Origin of the sequence: Burkholderia multivorans ATCC BAA-247, assembly GCF_000959525.1 — a bacterium.
Lineage (GTDB): Bacteria > Pseudomonadota > Gammaproteobacteria > Burkholderiales > Burkholderiaceae > Burkholderia > Burkholderia multivorans.
In genome coordinates, this window is the sequence record NZ_CP009830.1 from 344,622 (window position 1) to 364,925 (window position 20,304).

A 20,304-nucleotide genomic window follows, 5' to 3' on the forward strand; every position below is an offset into this window, starting at 1 on the left:
CGTCGCCGGCCGCGGGGAGAACGCCGATGATGGCCTTGTGCTGGCACGGCAAGCGCACCGTGCGCTACGAGCGGGTGCCCGATCCGGCGATCGAGCACCCGCGCGACGCGATCGTCAAGGTGCGGCGCTGCGCGATCGGCGGCGCCGATCTGCATCTGTACGACGCGGCGATGCCGGGGCTGAAGGACGGCGCGATTCTCGGCCGCGAATTCGTCGGCGAAGTGGTCGAGGTCGGACGCGAGAACCGTCGTCTGCACGTCGGCGATCGCGTCGTCGTGCCGTTCGTCGTCGCCTGTGGCGAATGCGAGCAGTGCCGGCGCGGCAACTACTCGGTGTGCGAGGCGTCGAACCCGAATCGCGCGTTCGTCGAGCGCGTGTACGGGCAGGGCACCGGCGGCCTGCTGGGCGGCGGCCATCTCGCCGGCAGCTATGCGGGCGGCCACGCCGAATACGTGCGCGTGCCGTTCGCCGACGTCGCGCCGATCCGCCTGCCCGACGAGCTGGACGACGAACGCGCGCTGCCGCTCGGCGACACGCTGCCGGCCGGCTGGCAGGCGGCCGCGCAGTGCGCGATCCAGCCGAACGACGTCGTCGCGGTGTGGGGCGCGGGCGCAGTCGGCCTGTTCGCCGCACTGGCCGCGCGGCTGCTCGGCGCGCGCGAGGTGATCGCGATCGACTGCGTGCCCGCGCGGCTCGAATGCGCGCGCACGCTCGGCGCGACGCCGCTCGATTTCACGAAGCTCAGCGTCGCCGACACGCTGGCGAAACACACGCGCGGCAAAGGGCCCGACAAGTGCATCGACGCGGTCGGGCTCCACGCGCACGCGATCGACGCCGTCGATGCGCCGCTCGACCGCTTCAAGGAAACGTCGGCACCCGGCGTCGACCCGCCGCACGTGCTGCGCGAAGCGATCTATGCGTGCCGGCCCGGCGGCATCGTGTCGATCGCGGGGCTGTACGGCGGCCTCGTCGACGACGTGCCGGTCGGCGCGATCGTGAACAAGGGACTGACGCTGCGCGCGGCGCAGACGCACGTGCCGCGCTGGAGCGACGAGCTGCTCGGACGCCTCGCGGACGGTCGGATCGATCCGTCGTTCGTCGTCACGCACCGTGCGCGGCTCGAGGACGGGCCCGCGCTCTACGAACTGAGCCGCACGCGCAGCGACGGCTGCATCAAGGCGGTGATGCAGCCGGGCGGCTGACCGCATCGCGCGCGGCGGCGGTCCCGCTTATCCCGCCTTTCCCGCCGTTCGCGACTACGCCACCATGTCGACGACCATCGTGACGACCGCGACCGCCATCAGCGCGACCGCGAGCCAGCCGAAGCATTTCGACACGATGCCGGTGCCCGGCCGCCCGTCGACGCCGCGCCGCGCGGACAGCAGCATCACCATCACGAGCATCGGCACCGCGGCGACGCCGTTGAGCACCGCGCTCCAGTACAGCGCGCGGATCGGATCGATCGGGCTGAAGCAGATCGCGATGCCGACGACGACGCAGAGCGTGAGCACCGTATAGAACGCGGGCGCGCGCCGCACCGGCTCGTTCAGCCCTTCGCGGAAGCGCCAGGCTTCCGCGCAGCCGTATGCCGCGCTGCCGGCGAACGCGGGAATCGCGAGCAGGCCGCAGCCGACGATGCCGAACGCGAACACGAGAAACGCGGCTTCGCCCGCGATCGGCCGCAGCGCCTCGGCGGCCTGTGCGGTGCTCGCGATGTCGTGCTCGCCGCGCGCATAGAACACGGCCGCGCCCACGACCATGATGCAGAACGACACCGCGTTGGTCACGACCATCCCGGCCCACGTATCGACGCGGATCCGCTGCGCCTGCCGGTCGCAGAGTGCGGTGTCGCGCGCGCTCGCGCCGTTGCGCTGCGCCGCCTGCGCTTCCTCGACTTCCAGGGCGGCCTGCCAGACGAACAGATACGGGCTCAGCGTCGTGCCGAGCACCGCGACGGCGGTCGTCGCGTAGGCGTGCGAGAACGCGATCTGCGGCAGCACGAGCGCATGCAGCGCGTGCGGCCAGTCGACGTGCACGAACGCGAGCTCGACCACGTACGCGAGCAGCGCGAACGTGAGCCACTTCAGCCAGCGCGCGTAGCGCTCGTACGACATCGTCACCTGCAGCGCGAGCGAGACGATGCCGTAGACGGGCGCGAACCAGTAGCTGCGGCCGCCGACGACGAGCGCGGTCGCGTCGCCCATCGCCGCGAGGTCGGCGCCGACGTTCACGACGTTGACGATCACGACGAGCGCGATCAGCGCCTTGGCGGCGCGCGCCGAATAGTGCTGACGGATGCCGGCGATCAGCCCTTCGCGATTGCTGCGGCCGATGCACGCGGAGGCGATCTGCACGGCGACCATCATCGGCAGCGTGACGACGATCATCCACAGCATGTTGAAGCCGACCTGGCTGCCGGCCTGCGCGTAGACCGCGACGTTGCTCGGGTCGGCGTCGGACGCGCCGGCCAGCAGCCCCGGGCCGAGCCGGCGGTACCACGGCAGCGGGGCGGGCTTGGCGGTGTCGTCGGCGGGCGGCGCGTCGCTCATTCGGTGTCTCCGCGGCCCGCCTTCGGCGTGCCGTCGTCGCGCGCGAGCTTCGACGCGGTGCGCAGCGCATCGACGAGCGTCTGGTACGCGTGCTCGCGCGAATCGGCGCCGCGCGTGCGCAGCACGTACGACGGATGGTAGGTCGCGACGACGAGGTAGCCCTGCGCGGTGCGCGTGGGCGTCGGCGTGCGCTGCAGCGTCGCGTCGTTGTCCTGCAGCACGGCGCGCAGCGCGGTGCCGCCGAGCGCGACGATCACGCGCGGGTGCACGCTCTCGAGTTCGCGATCGAGCCAGTAGCGGCACGCGGTGATCTCGCGCTGCGCGGGCGTCTTGTGCAGACGCCGCTTGCCGCGCGGTTCCCATTTGAAGTGCTTGACGGCGTTGGTCAGATAGACCGAGCGGCGATCGATGCCGGCCGCGTCGAGCGCGCGGTCGAGCACGTGGCCGGCGGCGCCGACGAACGGCACGCCCGTGCGGTCCTCCTGATCGCCCGGCTGCTCGCCCACCAGCACGATCGACGCGTGCCGCGGGCCGGTGCCCGGCACCGGCTGCGTCGCGTGTTCCCACAGCCCGCAGCGCCGGCATGCGTCGAGCGTCGCGGGGCGCTGATCGTCCGGCGTGTCGTCGGCGCCGGATGCGGACGCTGCGCGCGTCATCGCGCCCGCGCTCCGCATGCCGGCGCGCGGCGCGCGTGCGCGCATCGCGTGCCGGCCGACGACAAAGACTCGATCGCTGGCATCGACGGCTCCCGTTTTCGATGAATACGACAGCACACAGCAACCCGCATGCCACCGCCGGTCAATATGGGCGCGCGCCTTGCGTGGCCGCCGGCATCCGGCATTCGATCACAGGAGAAAAGCCATGCCTATTGCCCCCGGCGACGATCCGGCCGCCGACGACGTGCTGCTGTGGCGCTCGCCCGACAGCGTGCCGCGCCGCCCGCGCCGCGTGCTGGTCGTCGACGACTATCGCGACGCGGCCGATGCGCTGCAACTGCTGCTCGACGCACGCGGCTTCGAATGCCGCGTCGTCGACGATCCGTTCGCGGTGTGCGACGTCGCGCGCGACTGGCAGCCGTTCGCGATCGTGCTCGACGTCGCGATGCCGAGGCTCGACGGGCTGCAGCTCGCGCGGCGGCTGCGCGGCGACCCGCGCACGGCCGACATGCTGCTCGTCGCGTGCAGCGCGTTCGCGTCGCCGGTCGATCGCGAGCGCGCGCGCGAAGCGGGCTTCGACGCGCATTGCGCGAAGCCGCTGACGCCGCATCCGCTGCTGCGTTACCTGGAAGCCGCATGCGGTGCGCGCGCCGCGCAACGCCTGGACGGCGCCGAACGCGTGGACGGTGCGGGGCGCCTGGACGGCGCCGAACGCGCGGACGGGCTCGACGGCGCGGACGGCGCCGTTACACGCGGGTTGTAAAAACGCGTGACGGCGCGCGGCGCATATAAAGGCCCGCGCATAAAAAAACCCCGCCGGAGGCGGGGTGCGGACCGCGTCGCCGTCGCCGGCGACACGTCGCGATTACAGGCGGCCGTCGCGCGCGCGCGGATCGTTCAGGTCTTCGGTCGGATCGGTGAGGCCGAGCTCGTCGCCCGCGCTCCAGTACGGCGTGCTGCCGTAATACTCGTGCAGCGGCCCCGCCCATTGCGGGTCGGCCATCGCCGGCCAGTGATCCTTGTCGAAGCCCGGCGCATTGCGGATCCGCTCGGACGATACCGACAACAGGAAGCACTTGCGTTCCGTGTCGAGCGTCAGCGCGCTCCACGGAATCGCGAGCAGCTTGTCGCCGATGCCGAGCAGGCCGCCGCTCGACAGCACCGCGTACGCGACGCGGCCCGAGCGCACGTCCAGCATGATGTCCTTGATCTTGCCGACATCGTCCCCGTCGGTCGTGTAGACCTTGTTGCCTTCGAGCGTATCGGCTGCCATCACGTCGGGACCGGGGCCGTCTGCCGTCGCGGCCCCCTTGCCGACGATGCGGGTCTGTCCTTGATCGGGAGTCTGCATGATTGTCCTCCTGCTGCGTGGGCGCGGCCGGCCGCATCGGGCGCGGGCCGCGCGTTCGGGGTAATGACGCGAACGGACACCGTGTCCGTCACGCCTGCTTCGGCTGCGACACGCCTTCCAGCGTGTTCGCGAGCGCGTCGCGCGACGGGCCGGCCGTGCGCGTCGCGATGTCGGCGAGCGAGAGCATCCCGACGAGCCGCTTGTCGTGATCGACGACCGGCAGACGGCGCAACTGCGCATCCGCCATGTAGTGCTGGATCTCGTCGAGCGAATCGTCGTCGAAACACCATTCGATCGGCCCGGACGCCACTTCGTGGACGCGCGTGTCGGGCGGCTTGCCGGCCGATACCGCGCGCACCGCGAGATCGCGGTCGGTGACCATCCCGACCAGCCGGTTGTTGTCGCACACGGGCAGCGCGCCGACGTCGTAGCGCGCCATCAGTTCCGCGGCGTGGCGAATCGAGTCGGTCGGCGCGATGCGCACGACGTCCTGCGACATGATTTCGTTGACGCGATGCATGTAGTCCTTCCTCCTTCGGGTTCGGCCCGTCGTTCTCGCAACGGGCGTGCCGCTCAGCGTCCGCCTTCGTCCTGCTCGCGCTTTTCCTGCCACGGCCCGTCGTCGTGCGTGCCGGGCGGCGTGTCGGGCTCGATCCGCGTGACGCCGCCCGTCGACGGCGCGTCGCTCGCGGGAAACGTGTCTTCGAGCGACTTGTCGATGTGGCGCTCCGAATGGCGCGTGCGCGCGCTGTCGCGATCCTTCAGCGGCGGCGTCGGGTCCGTCTGCTGCCCGGACGACGGCGTGCGCTCTTCGGATCGGGTCGTATCGTTCATGGCAAGTCTCCGTGTCGATGACGTACGAATTCGCGCAATGCGCGTTCCCGTAGTGGTCGCGCGGCACGCGGCTTGCCGCGCAGGACGTAACTGCGCCGGCGCCGCACGAGCGCGCCGGCGCGACAGTCGAGCGGGAGGCACGACGATGATTCCGATCAAACGACAGCCGCGCGTGCGCTACGAGGTCAACGTATGCGGCGGCGGATTCGATTCGGTGAAGCACCACTTCACCGCGTGGAAGCAGGAGCCGCTGATCTACCGGCCCGAGCGCCGCATGTTCGAAGGCAAGGCCGACGTGCGGCCGCTCGGCGACGAGACGTTCGGCGCGACCGAGCCCGCGCGCTTCGCGCTGCAGCGCGCGTGCGAGCCGGGCGATTCGTACGCGCTTGCCGCGCGCGTGGAAGACGAGGGCCGCAATCTATGGCTCGTGATGGCCGCGTACGACACGTAGCGATGGCCTTCGCTCGTCGCACGCGGTACAGATCGGCTGCACGTATCGCGCGACTCGCGTATTGCGCGTCATGCGCGTCATGCGCGTCATGCGCGTCATGCGCGTCGCGGCGCGCATGCACGGGATGCGATGTGCGGCGTGGTACGCGCATGCCGTGCGCGCTTGCCGCGCCGTCGCGTCGCGCGCGCTTGCACATGCGTCTCGTCGCGTCCGCCCGCAATCGCCGCGTGCATCGCCCGCATGAAAGATTTGCAGCGCGCGGTGTAGCGAAGTCACGGTGGCGCGCAGCGCCTCGCACGGACGCGGGCCGCTCGCGCGGCGCAGGCCGCACACCGGACGGAACGCGGCTTGCGGCCCCGCACGGCGACGCCACCGCGAGCGACATCGTTCGCGACACGACCGTCACGGAGCGCCCATGAACGAGGACCTTGCACATTCGCTGCATCGGCCCGATCCGCCGATGCCCGATACCGAGCCCGAGCCGGTGCCGCCGCCCGCGCCGGAACTGCCGCCCGACGTGCCGCAGCCGTACCACGACCCCGAAGGCGATCCCCCCGAACACCGGCCGCCGGAACGCGAGCCGCCGGCGCCCGTGCCGCCTGCGCACGCCGCCACGCCGCCCGCGCGGCAGGAGCGCACGCGATGAGCATCCTGGTGAAGCAGGGCATGTTGCGCGACATCGCCGAGACGCTCGGCCGTCATTTCGAAGCGCGCGCGATGCCGTTCCACGTCGAGGAGCAGCCGGCCGGCGCGCTCCATATCGGCTTTCGCGTCGACGGGCATCCGGCGTCGCTGACCGTCACCTTCGACGCGGACGCGTTCGCGGCGCTCGAGCAGGCCGACGTCGCGCGGCAGCGCGGCGCGCTCGCGCGGATGGCCGCCGAGTTCGACGCGATGATGGCGCGGCGCGGGCCGACCGCGTACGCGGCCGACTTTCATTTCAACCGGCTCTGAGCGTGCGCGCGACGCACGCCGGCCCCCCTTGCATGGAGGTCTCGATGAAATCGATCCATTCGCTCTCGCTCGCCGTCTGCGCGGCCGCCGCCGCATGCGCGATGAGCGCCTGCACGCAACCCGACACGGTCCGCACGACGGGCGCGCCGCCGCCGCCCCATCAGGGCGGCAACGCGTCGCCGCCGACCGAGACGATGCCGGACGCGAACACGCGCTACGACACGCGTCCGTCGCCGGGCAACACGATGCCGCAGCGCTCGACCGGCACGCCGACCGGCGTGCCCGATCCGAACGTCGGCGGCGCGCCGACCAACACGCGCCCGGCGCCCGGCACGCCGCCGCCGATGCAGTACTGATCGGCGCGACGGAGCAACGGATGGCGACGCCGCACGCCCACCTCGAGGACTGGCTGCGCGACGCGTATGCGATGGAGCATCACGCGCAAGCGTTGCTCGACGCGCAGGCGCGTCGTGTCGGCCACTACCCGCTGCTGCAGGACCGGCTGCGACGGCATCGGGACGACACGCTCGGCCAGCAGGCGCTCGTCGAAGCGTGCCTGCAGCGGCTCGGCACGACGCCGTCCGCGATCAAGGATCTCGGCGCGCGCATCGGCGCGTACGGGCAGGTGGCGACCGCGATGCTGTCGGGCGACGAAGTGGTGAAGGCGACGATGGCCGCGTACGCGTTCGCGCAGGTCGAGATCGCCGCCTATACGGCGTTGATCGCGGCCGCGCGGGCGGCCGGCGAGGCCGAGATCCACGCGTGCTGCGAGCGCCTGCTGCAGCAGGAGCGCGACATGGCCGCGTGGCTGCTGCGTGAGCTGCCCGACGTGACGACCGCGTTTCTCGACCGCTCGGCCGTCGACCGGATCGACGCGAAACGCTAGCGCGGCGGCGCGCACGCGAATTGCGCCTCCAAACTTGCCGCCCGCTTGTAAAAAAGCGGGTGCGGAAGGGGCGAAAAATAGGGCGCGTAGGCGCCAAAGTCCCGTCCGGTGGGCGTCTGCGGGACTGGCATGGAAGCTGCATAAGTCCGGCATACGAATTTTCGCGAACCCATTCAGGAGGACCGCAGATGTCCGTCACGCTTGCGCTCCAGATGCGACAGCATCTGGCACTTACGCCAAGGCTCCAGCAGTCGCTGCGCCTGCTGCAGTTGTCTTCGCTCGAATTCCAGCAGGAATTGCGGCAGGCGCTCGACACGAACCCTTTCCTCGAAGACGGCCAGGGCGACGACGAGGCCGCCGCGCCGGATCCGGCGGCCGAAGCTGCGGCACCGGAGGCCGCACCCGAGCGCGACGACGTGCGCCCGGTCGACGGCGAGCTGTCGTATACGGCCGCGCCGGCGCCGCGCGGCGGCAGCCGTCAGGGTGAAGACGGCGGCGATCTGTCGCCCGGCGAATGGATGGCCGCCGAGCCGTCGCTGCATCAGCATCTGCACGAGGCGCTGCGGCTCTATCCGCTGAACCGGCGCGATCGCGAAGCGGCGCGCCTCGTGATCGACGCGCTCGACGACGACGGCTACCTGCGTCAGGAGCTCGGCGACCTGCTCGGCGCGGCCGATCCCGCGCTCTTGCTATCGGAGCGCGATCTGTCCGTCGCGCTGCGGCTCGTGCAGATGCTCGACCGGCCCGGCATCGCCGCGCGTTCGCTGTCGGAGTGCCTGCTGCTGCAGCTCGACGCGATTCCGGCCGGCACGCCGGCGCTGCCCGAAGCGAAGGCGATCGCGCGCGAACATCTCGAACGCCTCGCCCGCCGCGAGACCGCCGAGATCCAGCGGCGCATCGGCTGCAACCAGCAGACGCTGCAGGCCGCGTGCGCGCTCGTGCGCGGGCTCGACCCGCGTCCCGGCAACCACTACGGCAGCACGCGCGGCGATTACGTGGTGCCCGACGTGATCGTGCGCCAGGTGCGCGACGAGTGGGTCGTGACGATCAATCCGGCCGTGCTGCCGCGTGCGCGGCTGCACGAGCGCTATGCGACGCTGTTCGCGCAGTCGAGCGGCGAGCGCGACTCGCCGCTCGGCCAGCAGCTGCAGGAAGCGCGCTGGCTGATCCGCAACGTGCAGAAGCGCTTCGACACGATCCAGCGCGTCGGCGAATGCATCGTCGCGCGGCAGCGCGACTTCTTCCGCTACGGCGAGATCGCGATGAAGCCGCTCGTGCTGCGCGACATCGCGGAGGAGCTCGACCTGCACGAATCGACCGTGTCGCGCGCGACCGGCAACAAGTACATGGCGACGCCGCACGGCACGTTCGAGTTCAAGCATTTCTTCCCGCGCAAGCTGGAGGCGGCGGGGCGCGGCGTCTGCTCGGCATCGGCCGCGAAGGTGCTGATCCGCGACATGATCGCCGCGGAACGGCACACCGATCCGCTGTCGGACGTCGCGCTGACGCAGAACCTCGCGGGCCGCGGCATCCTTCTTGCGCGCCGTACGGTGACCAAGTATCGGCAGGCGATGAAGATTCCGCCGGCCGAGCTGCGCCGCCGCGACGCCGCATGACGACGCGTGCGGCCGAACCGATCGCGCGCCGCAGCGCGGCGCGCGCAAACCGAGGGAGCGAACCATGCCAGCGAAATCCCAGGCCCAGCAGCGCGCGGCAGGGGCGGCCCTGTCGGCCAAGCGCGGCCGCACCAAAATGCAGGACCTGAAACCGCCGTCGAAGTCGATGGCCAAATCGATGAGCGAGAAAGAGCTCGAGAAAATGGCCTCGACGCCGACCCACGGCAAACCCAGGCACAAGCACGATTCTTGATCGACGACGATGGGCGTCGACGGTCGCTGTTCCCCAGGAGGAATCCATGCTTCGATACGCACTCATCTTCTTCGTCATCGCGATCATTGCAGCTGTCTTCGGCTTTGGCGGCATCGCTGCCGGCGCGGCCGAGATCGCGAAGATCCTGTTCTACATCTTCGTCGTGATCTTCCTGGTCACGCTGCTGCTGGGCGTCGTACGCCGATGACGGCAGCGTCGGACCGTTCGCAGCGCATCGCCGAAATCGAGCATGCGCTGGCGAACGGCTTTCCGTCGCAGTCGACCGTGGTCGTCCACGCGGACGACGCGTCGGGACGGTTGACGATCCAGGTGTCGTGGGTGCGCGCGCCGGTCGAGGCCAGCGCGCGCGAGTGGCGGTGTGCGGTCGATCTGCGGTTCGAACCCGACGTGATCGCCCGCTACGCCGCGCTCGACACCGCCGAGCGGCTGCGCGTGCGCACCTATCTGTGCGATCTCGCGCGGCGCGCGATCGACGAGAACAAGCCGCGCGTCGAAGATGCGGCGATCGAATGCAGTGCGGCGCTCGACGTGAGCGCCGCCGACATCGGCGACGCGTCGCGCGGGCCGTGACGCTCGTCACGGCCCGCGCCATGCGCGCTCGCGCGCAGTGACGCGTGTCGCGTGTGGCCGCCGCACGGCGTGCCGCATGCCCGCGCGGCGCGGTGTGCGGCCACGGCTGTACCCGCAGGCCGCGCACGCCGCGCGCGCCCCCGCACGCCGTGCGCGTGCGCGGCTGCCCGCAAGGAGGAAAGGCATGGCAGCACGGATGATCTGGAAAGGCGCGATCAGCTTCGGGCTCGTGCACGTGCCCGTGCAGCTGTTTCCGGCCACGCGCACCGTGAAACCGTCGTTCCGGCTGCTCGACAAGCGCTCGATGGACCCGGTCGGCTATCGGCAGATCAACAAGCGTACCGGCAAGGAGGTGTCGCGCGACGACATCGTGCGCGGCTACGAGTACGAGAAAGAGCGCTACGTCGTGCTGACCGACGAGGAGATCCGCGCGGCCAACCCCGAATCGACGCAGACGGTCGACATCCTGACGTTCGTCGATCAGGAGGCCGTGTCGTTCCTCTATCTCGACACGCCGTACTACCTGGTGCCCGACCGCAAGGGCGAAAAGGTCTATGCGCTGCTGCGCGACGCGCTGAAGGACAGCGGCAAGATCGGCATCGCGCTGGTCGTGATGCGCGACAAGCAGCATCTCGGCGCGCTGATTCCGGTCGGCCCGCTGCTCGCGCTCGACACGCTGCGCTGGCAGGACGAACTGCGCGGGCTCGACGAGCTGTCGACGCCGGTCGAGGACGCGAAGCGCGCGGGCGTGAGCGCGCGCGAGCTCGCGATGGCGAAGAAGCTGATCGACGACATGTCCGGCGAATGGACGCCCGAGCAGTATCACGACACGTTCCGCGACGACATTCTCGAACTCGTCGAGCGCAAGGTGCGCCAAGGGCGGATCGAGGAAATCGAGGAACGTCCGGCCGATCGCGGCCACGTGCCGTCGAACGTCGTGGATCTGACCGAGCTGCTCAAGCGCAGCCTGCGCGGCGGCGGCCGCGGTTCGGACCGCGCGGCCGCGAACGAGGACGAACACGACGAGGACGCCGACGCGCACACGCGTAGCCGTCGTCAGCCGGCCGCGAAGCGCGGCGCGAAGACCGCCGCGAAGACGAGCGCCAAGACGGCGACGAAAACGGCCGCGAAGCGCACGTCGGCGGCCAAGGCCGGCGACAAGCGCGGCGACGGCAGCGCCGCCGCGAAAAAGACCGCCGCGCGCAGCAAGAAGCGCGCGGCATGACGCCGCGACACGCAAGGTGACACGATGGCCGGCAAGCTCGATCCGTATCGCCGCAAGCGTCATTTCGACGCGACGCCCGAACCCGAAGGCACGCGCCGCCGCCGCGCGCCGGCCGACGCGCAGCCGGCCGAGCGCGGCCGGCATCCGCTGCGCTACGTGATCCAGGAGCATCACGCGCGGCGCCTGCATTACGATTTCCGGCTCGAACTCGACGGCACGCTGAAGTCGTGGGCCGTGCCGAAAGGGCCGAGTTTCGATCCGTCGGTCAAGCGGCTCGCGGTGCACGTCGAGGATCATCCGCTCGAATACGCGTCGTTCGAAGGCGAGATTCCGGCCGGCCATTACGGCGCGGGCTCGGTGATCGTCTGGGACGAGGGCACGTGGGCGCCGGAGGGCGGGCTCGCGAAGGCGCGCGAAGGCTATCGCGCAGGCAAGCTGAAATTCCGGCTCGACGGCGAGAAGCTGCACGGCGGCTGGGCGCTCGTGCGCAGCGGCCGCCAGGAAGGGCGGCAGGAGCAGTGGCTGCTGATCAAGGAGCGCGACGACGACGCGCGCAGCGCCGATGCGTACGACGTCGTCGCGCAGCAGCCCGGCAGCGTGCACGACGGCGCGGCGCGCGGGCGCGCGGCGAACGGGCGCGCGGCGAACGGGCATGCGCGGGCGCGCCGGCGCGGTGAGAAAGCGGCCGGCAAGGAGGCCGACGCCGAGGCGCACGCCGACACCGACGCGCCGCGCACCCGCGCGACGAAAGCGAAACGGCCGCCCGCGCTGTCGCGCGTCGAAGGCGCGGTGCGCGCGCCATTGCCGGAGCGCGTCGCGCCGCAGCTCGCGACGCTCGTCGATGCGCCGCCCACGCACGGCGACTGGCGCTACGAACTGAAGTTCGACGGCTACCGGATGCTCGCGCGCATCGCGGGCAAGGGCGCGCGGCGGCACGTGACGCTGATGACGCGCGAGGGCCGCGACTGGACGCCGAAGCTGCGCGCGCTGCGCGATGCGCTCGCGGCGCTCGACGTCGACGATGCATGGCTCGACGGCGAAGCGGTCGTGCTCGGCGAGAACGGGCTGCCCGATTTCCAGCGGCTGCAGAACGCGCTCGGTTCCGGGCAGTCGGATGCGGTCACGCTGTTCGTGTTCGATCTGCCCTACCTGAACGGCTATGACCTGCGCGATGCGCCGCTGACCGCACGCCGCGCGCAACTCGAACCGCTGTTCGACGACGCCGATCCGGCGCGCCTGCGGTTTTCGCCGGATCTCGGCAGCGATGCGGCCGGACTGATCGCGAACGCGTGCGACACGGGCCTCGAAGGGCTGATCGGCAAGCGCGCGGACGCACGCTACCGCGCGGGACGCTCCCCGGCCTGGATCAAGCTCAAATGCCGGCGCCGGCAGGAGTTCGTGATCGGCGGCTATACGGAGCCGACCGGCAGCCGCCACGGCTTCGGCGCGCTGCTGCTCGGCGTGCACGAACCGGCGCCGAACGGCAAGCGCACGCGCGGCGCGGCGCCGCTGCGCTACGTCGGCCGTGTCGGTACCGGCTTCGACACGCGGATGCTCGACAAGCTCGCGCCGCTGCTGCGCGAGCGCGAACGCGCGTCGCCGCCGTTCGATCCGCCGCCGCAAGGGTGGTCGCGCACGCGCGTCCACTGGGTCGAGCCGACGCTCGTCGCCGAATGCGAATTCGCGGAATGGACCGGCGACGGCATCGTGCGACAAGCCGCGTTCGTGGCGCTGCGCGAGGACAAGCCGGCGTCGCAGATCGTCAGGGAAGTCGCACGCCACCCCACCACGGAGAACACGATGGACGAGCGCACGACCTCATCCGCGCGGCGCGGCCGCGCCGCCGCCGACACGCACGATGGCGGGCAAGAACGCGCGCAGCATCGCACGCCCGCCGCACGCGGCAAGTCGGCGCCCGATCAGGTCGGCCAGGTCCGCATCACGCATCCGGAACGCGTGCTCGATCGCGAGAGCGGCACGCGCAAGATCGATCTCGCGCACTACTGGGAGCGCGTCGCGCCGTGGGCGCTGCCCGATCTCGCGGGCCGCCCGGTGTCGCTCGTGCGCGCGCCGCAGGACATCGGCGGCGAGCTGTTTTTCCAGAAGCATGCGGAGCGCCGCGAGATTCCGTTCGTCACGCAGCATCCGGGACTCGATCCCGGACACGGTCCGCTGCTGTCGATCGACAGCGTCGATGCGCTGATCGGCGCCGCGCAGATGGGGACGATCGAACTGCATACGTGGAACGCGCACGCGTCGAACATCGAGCGGCCGGACCGGATCGTGTTCGACCTCGATCCCGATCCCGCGCTGCCGTGGCGCACGATGATCGAGGCCGCGCAGCTCGTGCGCGGGCTGCTCGACGAGCTGGGCCTCGTGTCGTTCTGCAAGACGAGCGGCGGCAAGGGGCTGCACGTCGTCGTGCCGATCACGCGGCATTCGGGCTGGGACGAGATGAAGGACTTCTCGCGCGCGGTCGCGCAGCACATCGCGGGCGCGCTGCCCGACCGCTTCACGGCGACGATGGGGCCGCGTCACCGGCGCGGCAAGATCTTCATCGACTATCTGCGCAACGGGCGTGGCGCGAGCACGATCGCGGCCTACTCGGTGCGTGCGCGGCCGGGCATGGGCGTGTCGGTGCCGATCGGTTGGGACGAAGTGCCGGCCACGACGGGCGGCGCGCAGTGGACGATCGACACCGTGCACGAACGGCTCGACGCGCTCGAGCACGATCCGTGGGAAGCGTACGCAGGCACGCGCCAGCGGATCACGGCCGCGATGCGCACGCGCCTCGCCGCGCGCTGAGCGCCGTCAATGCCGGCGCTGCCGGCGGTGATACCAGTTCATCAACGGCGTCGCCGAGATGCCGTGCGCGACCACCGATGCAGAGACGACCGCGAGCACCGGCGCCGAAAGCGGGCGCACGGTATCGGTCGGCCCGTGCTCGAGCGCGAACAGCAGGTAGTAGAACGAGCCGATGCCGCGGATGCCGAACCAGGCCATCAGCCGCCGCTGCGCGATCGTCGCGCGCGAGCCGGCCAGCGTGAGCCGCACCGCGAGCGGCCGCACGACGACGAACAGCAGCGCGGCCAGCGCGAGCGCGCGCCACGTGATCAGCGGACCCGGCAGCGTCGCGAGCACGCTGCCGACCATCGTCATCACGACCGCTTCGGCGATGCGTTCGAGTTCGATCGTGAAGCCGAGCACCGATTCGGCCATGAACGCATGGGCCTTGTCCGGATCCTTTTCGGTTGCAACGACGTCGGCCGAGTCGACCTGGCCGATCACTTCGCGCGGATCGCGGTCGCCGCTCGCGCGATGCTCGACGCGGCGCATCGCGACGCCGGCCGCGAACGTCGCGATGAAGCCGAACGCATGCGCGACTTCCGCGGCGCCGTACGACAGCACGATCAGCGCGAGCGCGAAGAAGCCTTCGAAGCCGAGCGCCTGCGCGTAGCGCATGCGCAGCCAGCCGATCGTCTTCGTCGTGATCCAGCCGAGCCCGCCGCCGATCGCCGCTGCGCCGACGATGCCCCAGGCGGTCGCGAGCGCGAACGACAGCGACAGCGGCGCCCTGCCGTGCGTCGCCTCCGGCGCACCGCAGAGCGCGAGCGCGGCGAGCGCGAACGGCAGCGCGATCCCGTCGTTCATCCCGCCTTCGCCGGAGAGCGCGAAGCGCACGAGGTCGCGATCGCCGGGGTCGTGCACCTGCACGTCGTGCGCGAGCACGGGATCGGTCGGCGCAAGAATCGCCGCAAGCAGCAGCGCGGGCGCCCAGCCGATGCCGAGCGCGAACACCGCGCAGGCGGCGAGCAGCGGCACGGTGACGATCATCGCGAGCAGCCCGAGCCGGCACGGCACGAGCCACAGCGGGTCGGACAGCGGCACGCGCAGCCGCAGCCCGATCGCGAACAGCGACACGAGCAGCCCGATCTCGACGATCATCCGCAGCAGCGGCGCGTCGCGCTCGATGTCGACGTGCAGCAGTCCGGCGCCCGCCGGGCCCAATGCGATGCCGAGCACGAGATAGATCATCGCGGTGCTGCACGGCAGATGACGCAGCGCCGACGTCGCGATGCCCATGCCCATCAGCACCGCGCCGGTGATCAGATACCACAGCGTTTCATGCATGCGTGCAGTCCGGAAACGGGAGGCAGGCGCACGCGTGCGTCACGGCTTGCGGCCGAACGCTTCGCGCAGCTTGCGCTTCGCGCGCTCGAGCGTCGTGCGGCGCGTTTTCGGCAGGTTGCGGCCCGCGCGGTTCACGTAGAAGTTCAGCATCGACATCGCCGACTGGAACGGCGTCGCCTTGCGGCGGCGGCTGCGTTCGGCCGAGCGTTTCAGCGACGCGGCGATCTCGCCCGGATCGTCGGACTTGAAGATCTCGGGTTCGAGGTCGAGCGCGTCGCTGTCGCGCGTGACGTCGGCCGACCAGCGTGTCGCGTGGCCGCGATCGGTGCTGCGCGCGCGGCCCGCGCGCCGCGTCAGGCGTTTGCCGCGCGCGTGCGGCGGGGAGGAAGAAGGCATTGCATGACGCTCCGTCGTTGGCGTATGCGACGACGGCCCGCAATTCGCGTGCCGGCCGAGGCCGGTGCACGACGCGCGCATTCGAGCCACTGACGGCATGGGCCTTGCTGAAGAAACGGGGCAGATACTTCATTTCCGTTACGGAGAATCCGTCATGACGTCAGCCTTATCCACAACGAAATCCCCGGCGCGCCGCGTGCTCGGCTGCGCCGCCGGTGCCATGCTCGCGGCCGCGGCCGCCGCGAGCCCGGCGCTGGCACAGAACTCGCAGCAGTCCGATCACGGCTCCGGCGCGCCGCTGTCGGCCGGCACCTCGAGCAGTTACACCGGCAATGGCGATACGGCCGCGCCGCCGCCGCCGAACATGCAGCAGTCGGACGGCGGACGCGGCGCGATGTCCTCGCACAGCGGCGCGAGCGGCCACGCGAAGCCCGGCGCGAAGGGCGCGGGCGCCGGCAACGGCCGCTCGCCGGGCGCGACCGGTTCGGGCGGCGGCGGTGCCGGCGGGCAGGGCAGCGCCGATTCCAGCGGCTACTGACGATGTCGCGCCGGCTCGCGGCCGGCGCGGCGCGATGGCCGACGCCCGCCGCCGCGGCGGGCGCGGCGACCACGCAGGAGGACATCATGCAATCGAACCCCCGAATCGGAATCGAGCCGTACGACATCGACGAAGACCCGGACGCGGACGACCTCAACACGACAGTGCACCTCGACGTGGCGACCGGCAGGATTACGTTTCATGCGGCTTGGGCGATCGCGCCCGATGCGCCGCCCGACGCCGTGCGCCACTCGGTCGTGCTCGCGCTCGACTGCGACACGATGGAGCGCTATGCGGACCTCGACGACGGCGCGCGCATGCGCGTGCACGCGATGCTGCACGACTCGGTGCAGGCCATGCTCGAACGGCTGCCCGACCTCGACGAGGACCAGACGCTGACGGTCGAGCTGACCGACGCGATGCTCGACGTCGCGACGCGTCTGCAGTGACCGGCAGGGTGTCCGCCGGGTGTCCGCGGCCGCGAAACTGTCTCGATGCTGCGACACATTGCGACGGCGCGTGTCGCACGCGAGAGCCCGCACACGGGCGCAACCTGCCTGTTACATGCCGTTGAAATCTTTGCAGTGAACGATGGAAGCCGCCGCGCGCGCCGCGCCGGCAGGGTCGGAGAGCGGCTTGCGCGTCGTTCGCGAAGCCCGAGCCCAGGCCGATGCGCGCGTTGTGTGGGGTAGCGCACCGGGCGTGGCACGTCGATTGCTGCTGTCGGGTGACGGCACGATCGGTGCCGCAACCAGCATGGAGGTTTTTCATGAGCGGCAAACTCGCCAATTGCAAGGTCGCGATCCTCGCCGTGGACGGCTTCGAGGAGGCCGAGCTCGTCGAACCGCAGCGTGCGCTCAGTGCCGAGGGTGCGCAGGTCGACGTGATTTCGCAGCAACCGGGCGAGATCCAGGGTTTCCGGCACGTCGACAAGGGCGCACGCGTCAAGGTGAACCATACGTTCGACGATGCGAAGCAGGGCGACTACGATGCGATCGTTCTGCCGGGCGGTGTCGTGAACGGCGACGCGATGCGGATGATTCCCGCCGCGCGCGAGTTCGTGACGGCCGCGATCGGCGCCGACAAGCCGGTCGCCGTGATCTGTCACGGCGGCTGGCTGCTCGTGTCGGCCGGGCTCGTCGACGGCCGCACGATGACCAGCTGGCCGAGCCTGCAGGACGACATCCGCAACGCCGGCGGCAAGTGGGTCGACGAGCGCGTCGTGCGCGACGGCAATCTCATCACGAGCCGCAAGCCCGACGATCTCGACGCGTTCAACGGCGCGCTGATCGAATGCCTCGCGGCCGACCGCGCGCATGCGCCGCGGGAGCGCCCATGAGCACACGCGCGACGATTGCGGGCGATCCGCCACCCGTGTTCGACGGCGCGACGCTGCAGCTGCAGTTCGTCGTCGAGATCGACGGCGTACCGGCGGAGTGCGCGATCACGGCCGAAGCGCTCGAGGATCACTTCGGTGCGCGCTCGGCGCTCGAGGCCGACTTGCGCGAGGCGTTCGAACGGGGCCGCCAGCGCATCGCCGAGGCCTGCGCGGACGTGGTCGCCGACGGCCACGGCGGCGCGGTGCTGCATAGCGGCTATTTCCGCGTGCAGCGGCGCGCGGCCGCGGCGCTCGCGCGTCAGGCGACGTCGCACGCGCCACGGTCCTGACCCCGTGCACGGCGCGCTGCTCGCGCGCCGTGTATCGGCGTTGGCCCGGCCGTTACACGACATTGAAAACTTTTCACCGGCTGCGCGCGGGACGCGGATTCGACCCCGCCCTGCGCCCGACCGGGCCGATGCAGTGTGCGCGGCTCGCATTGGCATGCTTCGTGCATGTCGTTACCGAATCCGGCAGGTGCACTGCCGGCCGCGATTGCGGCGTCGCCGCATCGGAAAATACGCCGTCATTGGGGAGACGAGCATGTTGACTGCTCACGAATTTGCCGCGCTGTTTCTGGTCCAGCGCGCACCAGAACAAATCCAGCTCGACCGCGACGACATCGTCGCGCTCGTCGAACGACAACTGGTCGTCATGCAGAGCGACGCGTCCGGCGCTCGCCGGCCCGAGCTGACGCCCGACGGACTGTCGATCCTGCGCTCCGTGCAGCGCGGCAGCGGAGGCTATACGAACGACAACAGTTTGTGACGAACGGTCCGATCGCATGCGGCGCGCTGCCCTGGGGAGCGCGCCGCATGCGCATTCAGCGCGCGAGCGCGACCGCGGCATTGACCTGCACGGGCGGCGCATCGTCGCTTGGCGCATGCAGGAAGCGGTCGATCACGCCGGGCTCGAACAGCAGGCAGTACGTCGAGCCGCCGAACTGGAAATAACCGATCTCGTCGCCTTTTTCGACGCGCTGCCCCGGCACGACCTCGATCACGCACGACGACACATCGCCCATCCCGACGAAGACCGCGGCCACCGTGCCCAGGCCCGGATCGTCGCTGGCGATCGCGACGATCGCGCGCGTGGCGACGGCCGTCATGTAGCCCTGCGAATCGTTGAGCCCGGACGGGTCTTCGCCTTCGACGTCGGCGATCGAGTAATAGGTGCCGTCGATGCGGTACGCGTGCGTGACGGTGCCGCGGATCGGCGCATGCCAGCGGTGGTAGTTGTACGCGGCCAGATAGGCCTGGTAGAGATCGCCGCCGACGAAGTGCTCGGCGAGCGGCAGCCGTGCGGGCGTGAAGATGTCGCGCAGCGAATAGGGTTGCCCCTTGATCCAGAACCGGTCGCGCAGCTGCAGGTTCGTGGCCGTGTGATAGGGCGCGGCTTCGCACGCGCTGACGATCACGTGCGAATCGTCGGGCGAGGCCACCGGCCGTGCGCCCGCGCGAAAGCGCCGCGTGAAGAAGTCGTTCCACGAGTCGAAGCCCCAGTGCGGCTGATCCTCGCGGTACTGGAACTGCGACAGGCCGATCCGTTTGCGCGCTTCTTCGCTTAGCCAGCCGTCCGGCGCCGTCGTCACGAGGTGGTCGCGCGAGTGCGGGCCGCCGAGAAAATCGCACCAGACGTTCAGCACACGCTTCAGATGCGCGTTGACGGTCGCGTCACGGAATACCGCGCGGCCCGACGGCATGCACATCGGCCAGTCGAGGAACGCGTTCAGCGGACACACGATCAGGCTCGATTCGCTGAAGGGCGGCGTGTACGTCATCAGATAGTCGATCACCGTCATCAGCTCGCCGATCGACCGGTAGCCGAGGTCGCGGCCCGTCGCGAGCGCCTCGTCGATCGCGCGCGACAGCCCCATGTGCAGCACCGCGTGATCGTCGAACAGTCGCGCGAGCTCCTGCACGGCCGGCGTGCGCAGCCGTTCGCCGGCCCGTGCGCGCGCGTCCGCGGCAATGCGCGTGCGGAACGCGGCCATGTGCTTTTCCTCGCCGGCCAACCATCCGCCGAGTCGGCGGCGGCCTGCTTGCGTGTCGTTGTCGTTCGGCATGTCACCTCCGGGAGCGAGTCTCGATCGCGCTGGTGTAGCAATCGGCCTGCCTGTGCACGGCACCGAAATTGCGGCATCGCTGCGATCGACACCCACGAACCGGGAGGCAATGATGAAGGCGATGTCGAATACGCAGCAGACGAACGAGCAGGCAGCCGGCGAGACGCGCCGCGACGGCGCGCGCACGGTCGCGCCGACGCGCCCGCGGCTGCGCGCGCATGCGTCGCGCGCCAAGCGGCGGCCGCAGGACGGCGTCGCGCACGGCACGCTGACGGCCGGCCACGACGCGCGCGGCGCCAGCGATGCGCATTGGGAGGAGGACGGCGCGCCGTTGCCGCCCGAAGAGTGGTCGTGAGCGCCGATCGTCGACACCGCGCGTGACGCAGCCGCGCGGTCGCGCTGCCGCCATCGTGCCGGCGCTTCTGTAAAA

The 20,304-nt window shown here is 70.7% G+C and carries 27 protein-coding genes; 19 read left to right on the top strand and 8 right to left on the bottom strand.

The features are described from left to right. Positions 1-26: 26 nt before the first annotated feature. A complete protein-coding gene (locus NP80_RS01560) occupies positions 27-1,202 on the top strand; it encodes an alcohol dehydrogenase catalytic domain-containing protein (protein ID WP_006411758.1) in 1,176 nt (391 codons plus the stop codon). 54 nt (positions 1,203-1,256) lie between these two features. On the opposite strand, the gene NP80_RS01565 is transcribed toward NP80_RS01560, so the two are convergent. Together NP80_RS01565 and NP80_RS01570 are read right to left on the bottom strand one after the other, a co-directional pair. Next, positions 1,257-2,549: an Nramp family divalent metal transporter gene (locus NP80_RS01565; RefSeq protein WP_006411760.1), complete on the bottom strand. Its 1,293-nt coding sequence runs from the start codon at positions 2,547-2,549 to the stop codon at positions 1,257-1,259. Then, positions 2,546-3,322, bottom strand: a complete 777-nt coding sequence (locus NP80_RS01570) for a UdgX family uracil-DNA binding protein (RefSeq protein WP_006411759.1) — start codon at positions 3,320-3,322, stop codon at positions 2,546-2,548. Before NP80_RS01570 ends, NP80_RS01565 begins: the two co-directional genes overlap by 4 nt. A gap of 88 nt (positions 3,323-3,410) precedes the next feature. Here NP80_RS01570 and NP80_RS01575 point away from each other — a divergent pair, with 88 nt between their 5' ends. Further along, positions 3,411-3,968, top strand: coding sequence for a response regulator (locus NP80_RS01575; RefSeq protein ID WP_006411763.1), 558 nt, complete (start codon positions 3,411-3,413; stop codon positions 3,966-3,968). A 102-nt stretch (positions 3,969-4,070) separates the two neighbouring features. Here NP80_RS01575 and NP80_RS01580 read toward each other — a convergent pair whose 3' ends face one another. From NP80_RS01580 to NP80_RS01590, 3 genes are all read right to left on the bottom strand, one after another. After that, entirely contained in the window at positions 4,071-4,556 is a 486-nt protein-coding gene (locus NP80_RS01580) for a PRC-barrel domain-containing protein (RefSeq protein WP_006398925.1), read from the bottom strand. A gap of 88 nt (positions 4,557-4,644) precedes the next feature. Then, positions 4,645-5,076 carry a CBS domain-containing protein gene (locus NP80_RS01585; RefSeq protein ID WP_006411762.1) on the bottom strand — a complete coding sequence of 144 codons (432 nt, stop codon included), beginning with the start codon at positions 5,074-5,076 and terminating at the stop codon, positions 4,645-4,647. Between the two features lie 53 nt (positions 5,077-5,129). Beyond that, positions 5,130-5,390, bottom strand: coding sequence for a hypothetical protein (locus NP80_RS01590; protein WP_006398927.1), 261 nt, complete (start codon positions 5,388-5,390; stop codon positions 5,130-5,132). 145 nt (positions 5,391-5,535) lie between these two features. Between NP80_RS01590 and NP80_RS01595 the strand changes: the two genes are divergently transcribed. From NP80_RS01595 to ligD, 11 genes are all read left to right on the top strand, one after another. Continuing rightward, positions 5,536-5,841 carry a hypothetical protein gene (locus NP80_RS01595; RefSeq protein WP_006407436.1) on the top strand — a complete coding sequence of 102 codons (306 nt, stop codon included), beginning with the start codon at positions 5,536-5,538 and terminating at the stop codon, positions 5,839-5,841. A 415-nt stretch (positions 5,842-6,256) separates the two neighbouring features. Continuing rightward, complete coding sequence (locus tag NP80_RS01600; protein WP_006407438.1) at positions 6,257-6,487, top strand: hypothetical protein; 231 nt, start codon at positions 6,257-6,259, stop codon at positions 6,485-6,487. Next, a complete protein-coding gene (locus tag NP80_RS01605; protein WP_006398931.1) occupies positions 6,484-6,795 on the top strand; it encodes a hypothetical protein in 312 nt (103 codons plus the stop codon). Before NP80_RS01600 ends, NP80_RS01605 begins: the two co-directional genes overlap by 4 nt. Before the next feature lie 44 nt (positions 6,796-6,839). Next, entirely contained in the window at positions 6,840-7,151 is a 312-nt protein-coding gene (locus NP80_RS01610; RefSeq protein ID WP_006411764.1) for a hypothetical protein, read from the top strand. Between the two features lie 20 nt (positions 7,152-7,171). After that, the gene (locus NP80_RS01615) at positions 7,172-7,681 is read left to right on the top strand and encodes a DUF892 family protein (RefSeq protein ID WP_006407440.1); all 510 of its coding nucleotides are present in this window, start codon (positions 7,172-7,174) and stop codon (positions 7,679-7,681) included. Between the two features lie 188 nt (positions 7,682-7,869). Continuing rightward, on the top strand, positions 7,870-9,297 hold the full coding sequence (locus tag NP80_RS01620) for an RNA polymerase factor sigma-54 (protein WP_006407441.1): 1,428 nt from the start codon (positions 7,870-7,872) through the stop codon (positions 9,295-9,297). A 64-nt stretch (positions 9,298-9,361) separates the two neighbouring features. Further along, positions 9,362-9,550: a DUF3008 family protein gene (locus NP80_RS01625; protein WP_012464947.1), complete on the top strand. Its 189-nt coding sequence runs from the start codon at positions 9,362-9,364 to the stop codon at positions 9,548-9,550. A gap of 46 nt (positions 9,551-9,596) precedes the next feature. Next, positions 9,597-9,758 (top strand): DUF1328 domain-containing protein, encoded by a 162-nt coding sequence (locus tag NP80_RS28555; protein ID WP_006398937.1) that lies wholly within the window; start codon positions 9,597-9,599, stop codon positions 9,756-9,758. Continuing rightward, the gene (locus tag NP80_RS01635; protein WP_006398938.1) at positions 9,755-10,141 is read left to right on the top strand and encodes a DUF3022 domain-containing protein; all 387 of its coding nucleotides are present in this window, start codon (positions 9,755-9,757) and stop codon (positions 10,139-10,141) included. The genes NP80_RS28555 and NP80_RS01635 overlap by 4 nt, the downstream gene beginning before the upstream one ends. A gap of 184 nt (positions 10,142-10,325) precedes the next feature. Beyond that, positions 10,326-11,366: a non-homologous end joining protein Ku gene (gene ku / locus NP80_RS01640; protein WP_006411311.1), complete on the top strand. Its 1,041-nt coding sequence runs from the start codon at positions 10,326-10,328 to the stop codon at positions 11,364-11,366. A gap of 24 nt (positions 11,367-11,390) precedes the next feature. Next, positions 11,391-14,171 (top strand): DNA ligase D, encoded by a 2,781-nt coding sequence (ligD, locus tag NP80_RS01645; RefSeq protein WP_045592835.1) that lies wholly within the window; start codon positions 11,391-11,393, stop codon positions 14,169-14,171. 6 nt (positions 14,172-14,177) lie between these two features. Here the strand turns inward: ligD and NP80_RS01650 are convergent, their stop codons facing one another. Both NP80_RS01650 and NP80_RS01655 read right to left on the bottom strand, forming a co-directional pair. Then, a complete protein-coding gene (locus NP80_RS01650) occupies positions 14,178-15,497 on the bottom strand; it encodes a cation:proton antiporter domain-containing protein (RefSeq protein ID WP_006410719.1) in 1,320 nt (439 codons plus the stop codon). A 39-nt stretch (positions 15,498-15,536) separates the two neighbouring features. Beyond that, a complete protein-coding gene (locus tag NP80_RS01655; RefSeq protein ID WP_006410718.1) occupies positions 15,537-15,893 on the bottom strand; it encodes a DUF3175 domain-containing protein in 357 nt (118 codons plus the stop codon). A 97-nt stretch (positions 15,894-15,990) separates the two neighbouring features. Here NP80_RS01655 and NP80_RS01660 point away from each other — a divergent pair, with 97 nt between their 5' ends. The 5 genes from NP80_RS01660 (at position 15,991) to NP80_RS01680 (ending at position 18,577) form a co-directional block, all read left to right on the top strand. Next, positions 15,991-16,431: a hypothetical protein gene (locus NP80_RS01660; RefSeq protein WP_414629679.1), complete on the top strand. Its 441-nt coding sequence runs from the start codon at positions 15,991-15,993 to the stop codon at positions 16,429-16,431. An 86-nt stretch (positions 16,432-16,517) separates the two neighbouring features. Beyond that, positions 16,518-16,880: a hypothetical protein gene (locus NP80_RS01665; RefSeq protein WP_035488535.1), complete on the top strand. Its 363-nt coding sequence runs from the start codon at positions 16,518-16,520 to the stop codon at positions 16,878-16,880. A 320-nt stretch (positions 16,881-17,200) separates the two neighbouring features. Further along, the gene (locus tag NP80_RS01670) at positions 17,201-17,770 is read left to right on the top strand and encodes a type 1 glutamine amidotransferase domain-containing protein (protein WP_006410037.1); all 570 of its coding nucleotides are present in this window, start codon (positions 17,201-17,203) and stop codon (positions 17,768-17,770) included. After that, complete coding sequence (locus tag NP80_RS01675) at positions 17,767-18,099, top strand: DUF1488 family protein (protein WP_006405111.1); 333 nt, start codon at positions 17,767-17,769, stop codon at positions 18,097-18,099. Before NP80_RS01670 ends, NP80_RS01675 begins: the two co-directional genes overlap by 4 nt. A 253-nt stretch (positions 18,100-18,352) precedes the next feature. Beyond that, entirely contained in the window at positions 18,353-18,577 is a 225-nt protein-coding gene (locus NP80_RS01680; RefSeq protein ID WP_012217893.1) for a hypothetical protein, read from the top strand. 55 nt (positions 18,578-18,632) lie between these two features. Here NP80_RS01680 and NP80_RS01685 read toward each other — a convergent pair whose 3' ends face one another. After that, on the bottom strand, positions 18,633-19,874 hold the full coding sequence (locus tag NP80_RS01685; RefSeq protein ID WP_006410036.1) for a phosphatidylserine decarboxylase family protein: 1,242 nt from the start codon (positions 19,872-19,874) through the stop codon (positions 18,633-18,635). A 121-nt stretch (positions 19,875-19,995) separates the two neighbouring features. On the opposite strand from NP80_RS01685, the gene NP80_RS01690 reads away from it, so the two are divergent. Next, the gene (locus NP80_RS01690) at positions 19,996-20,229 is read left to right on the top strand and encodes a hypothetical protein (RefSeq protein WP_226823228.1); all 234 of its coding nucleotides are present in this window, start codon (positions 19,996-19,998) and stop codon (positions 20,227-20,229) included. The last annotated feature ends 75 nt before the right edge of the window (positions 20,230-20,304 follow it).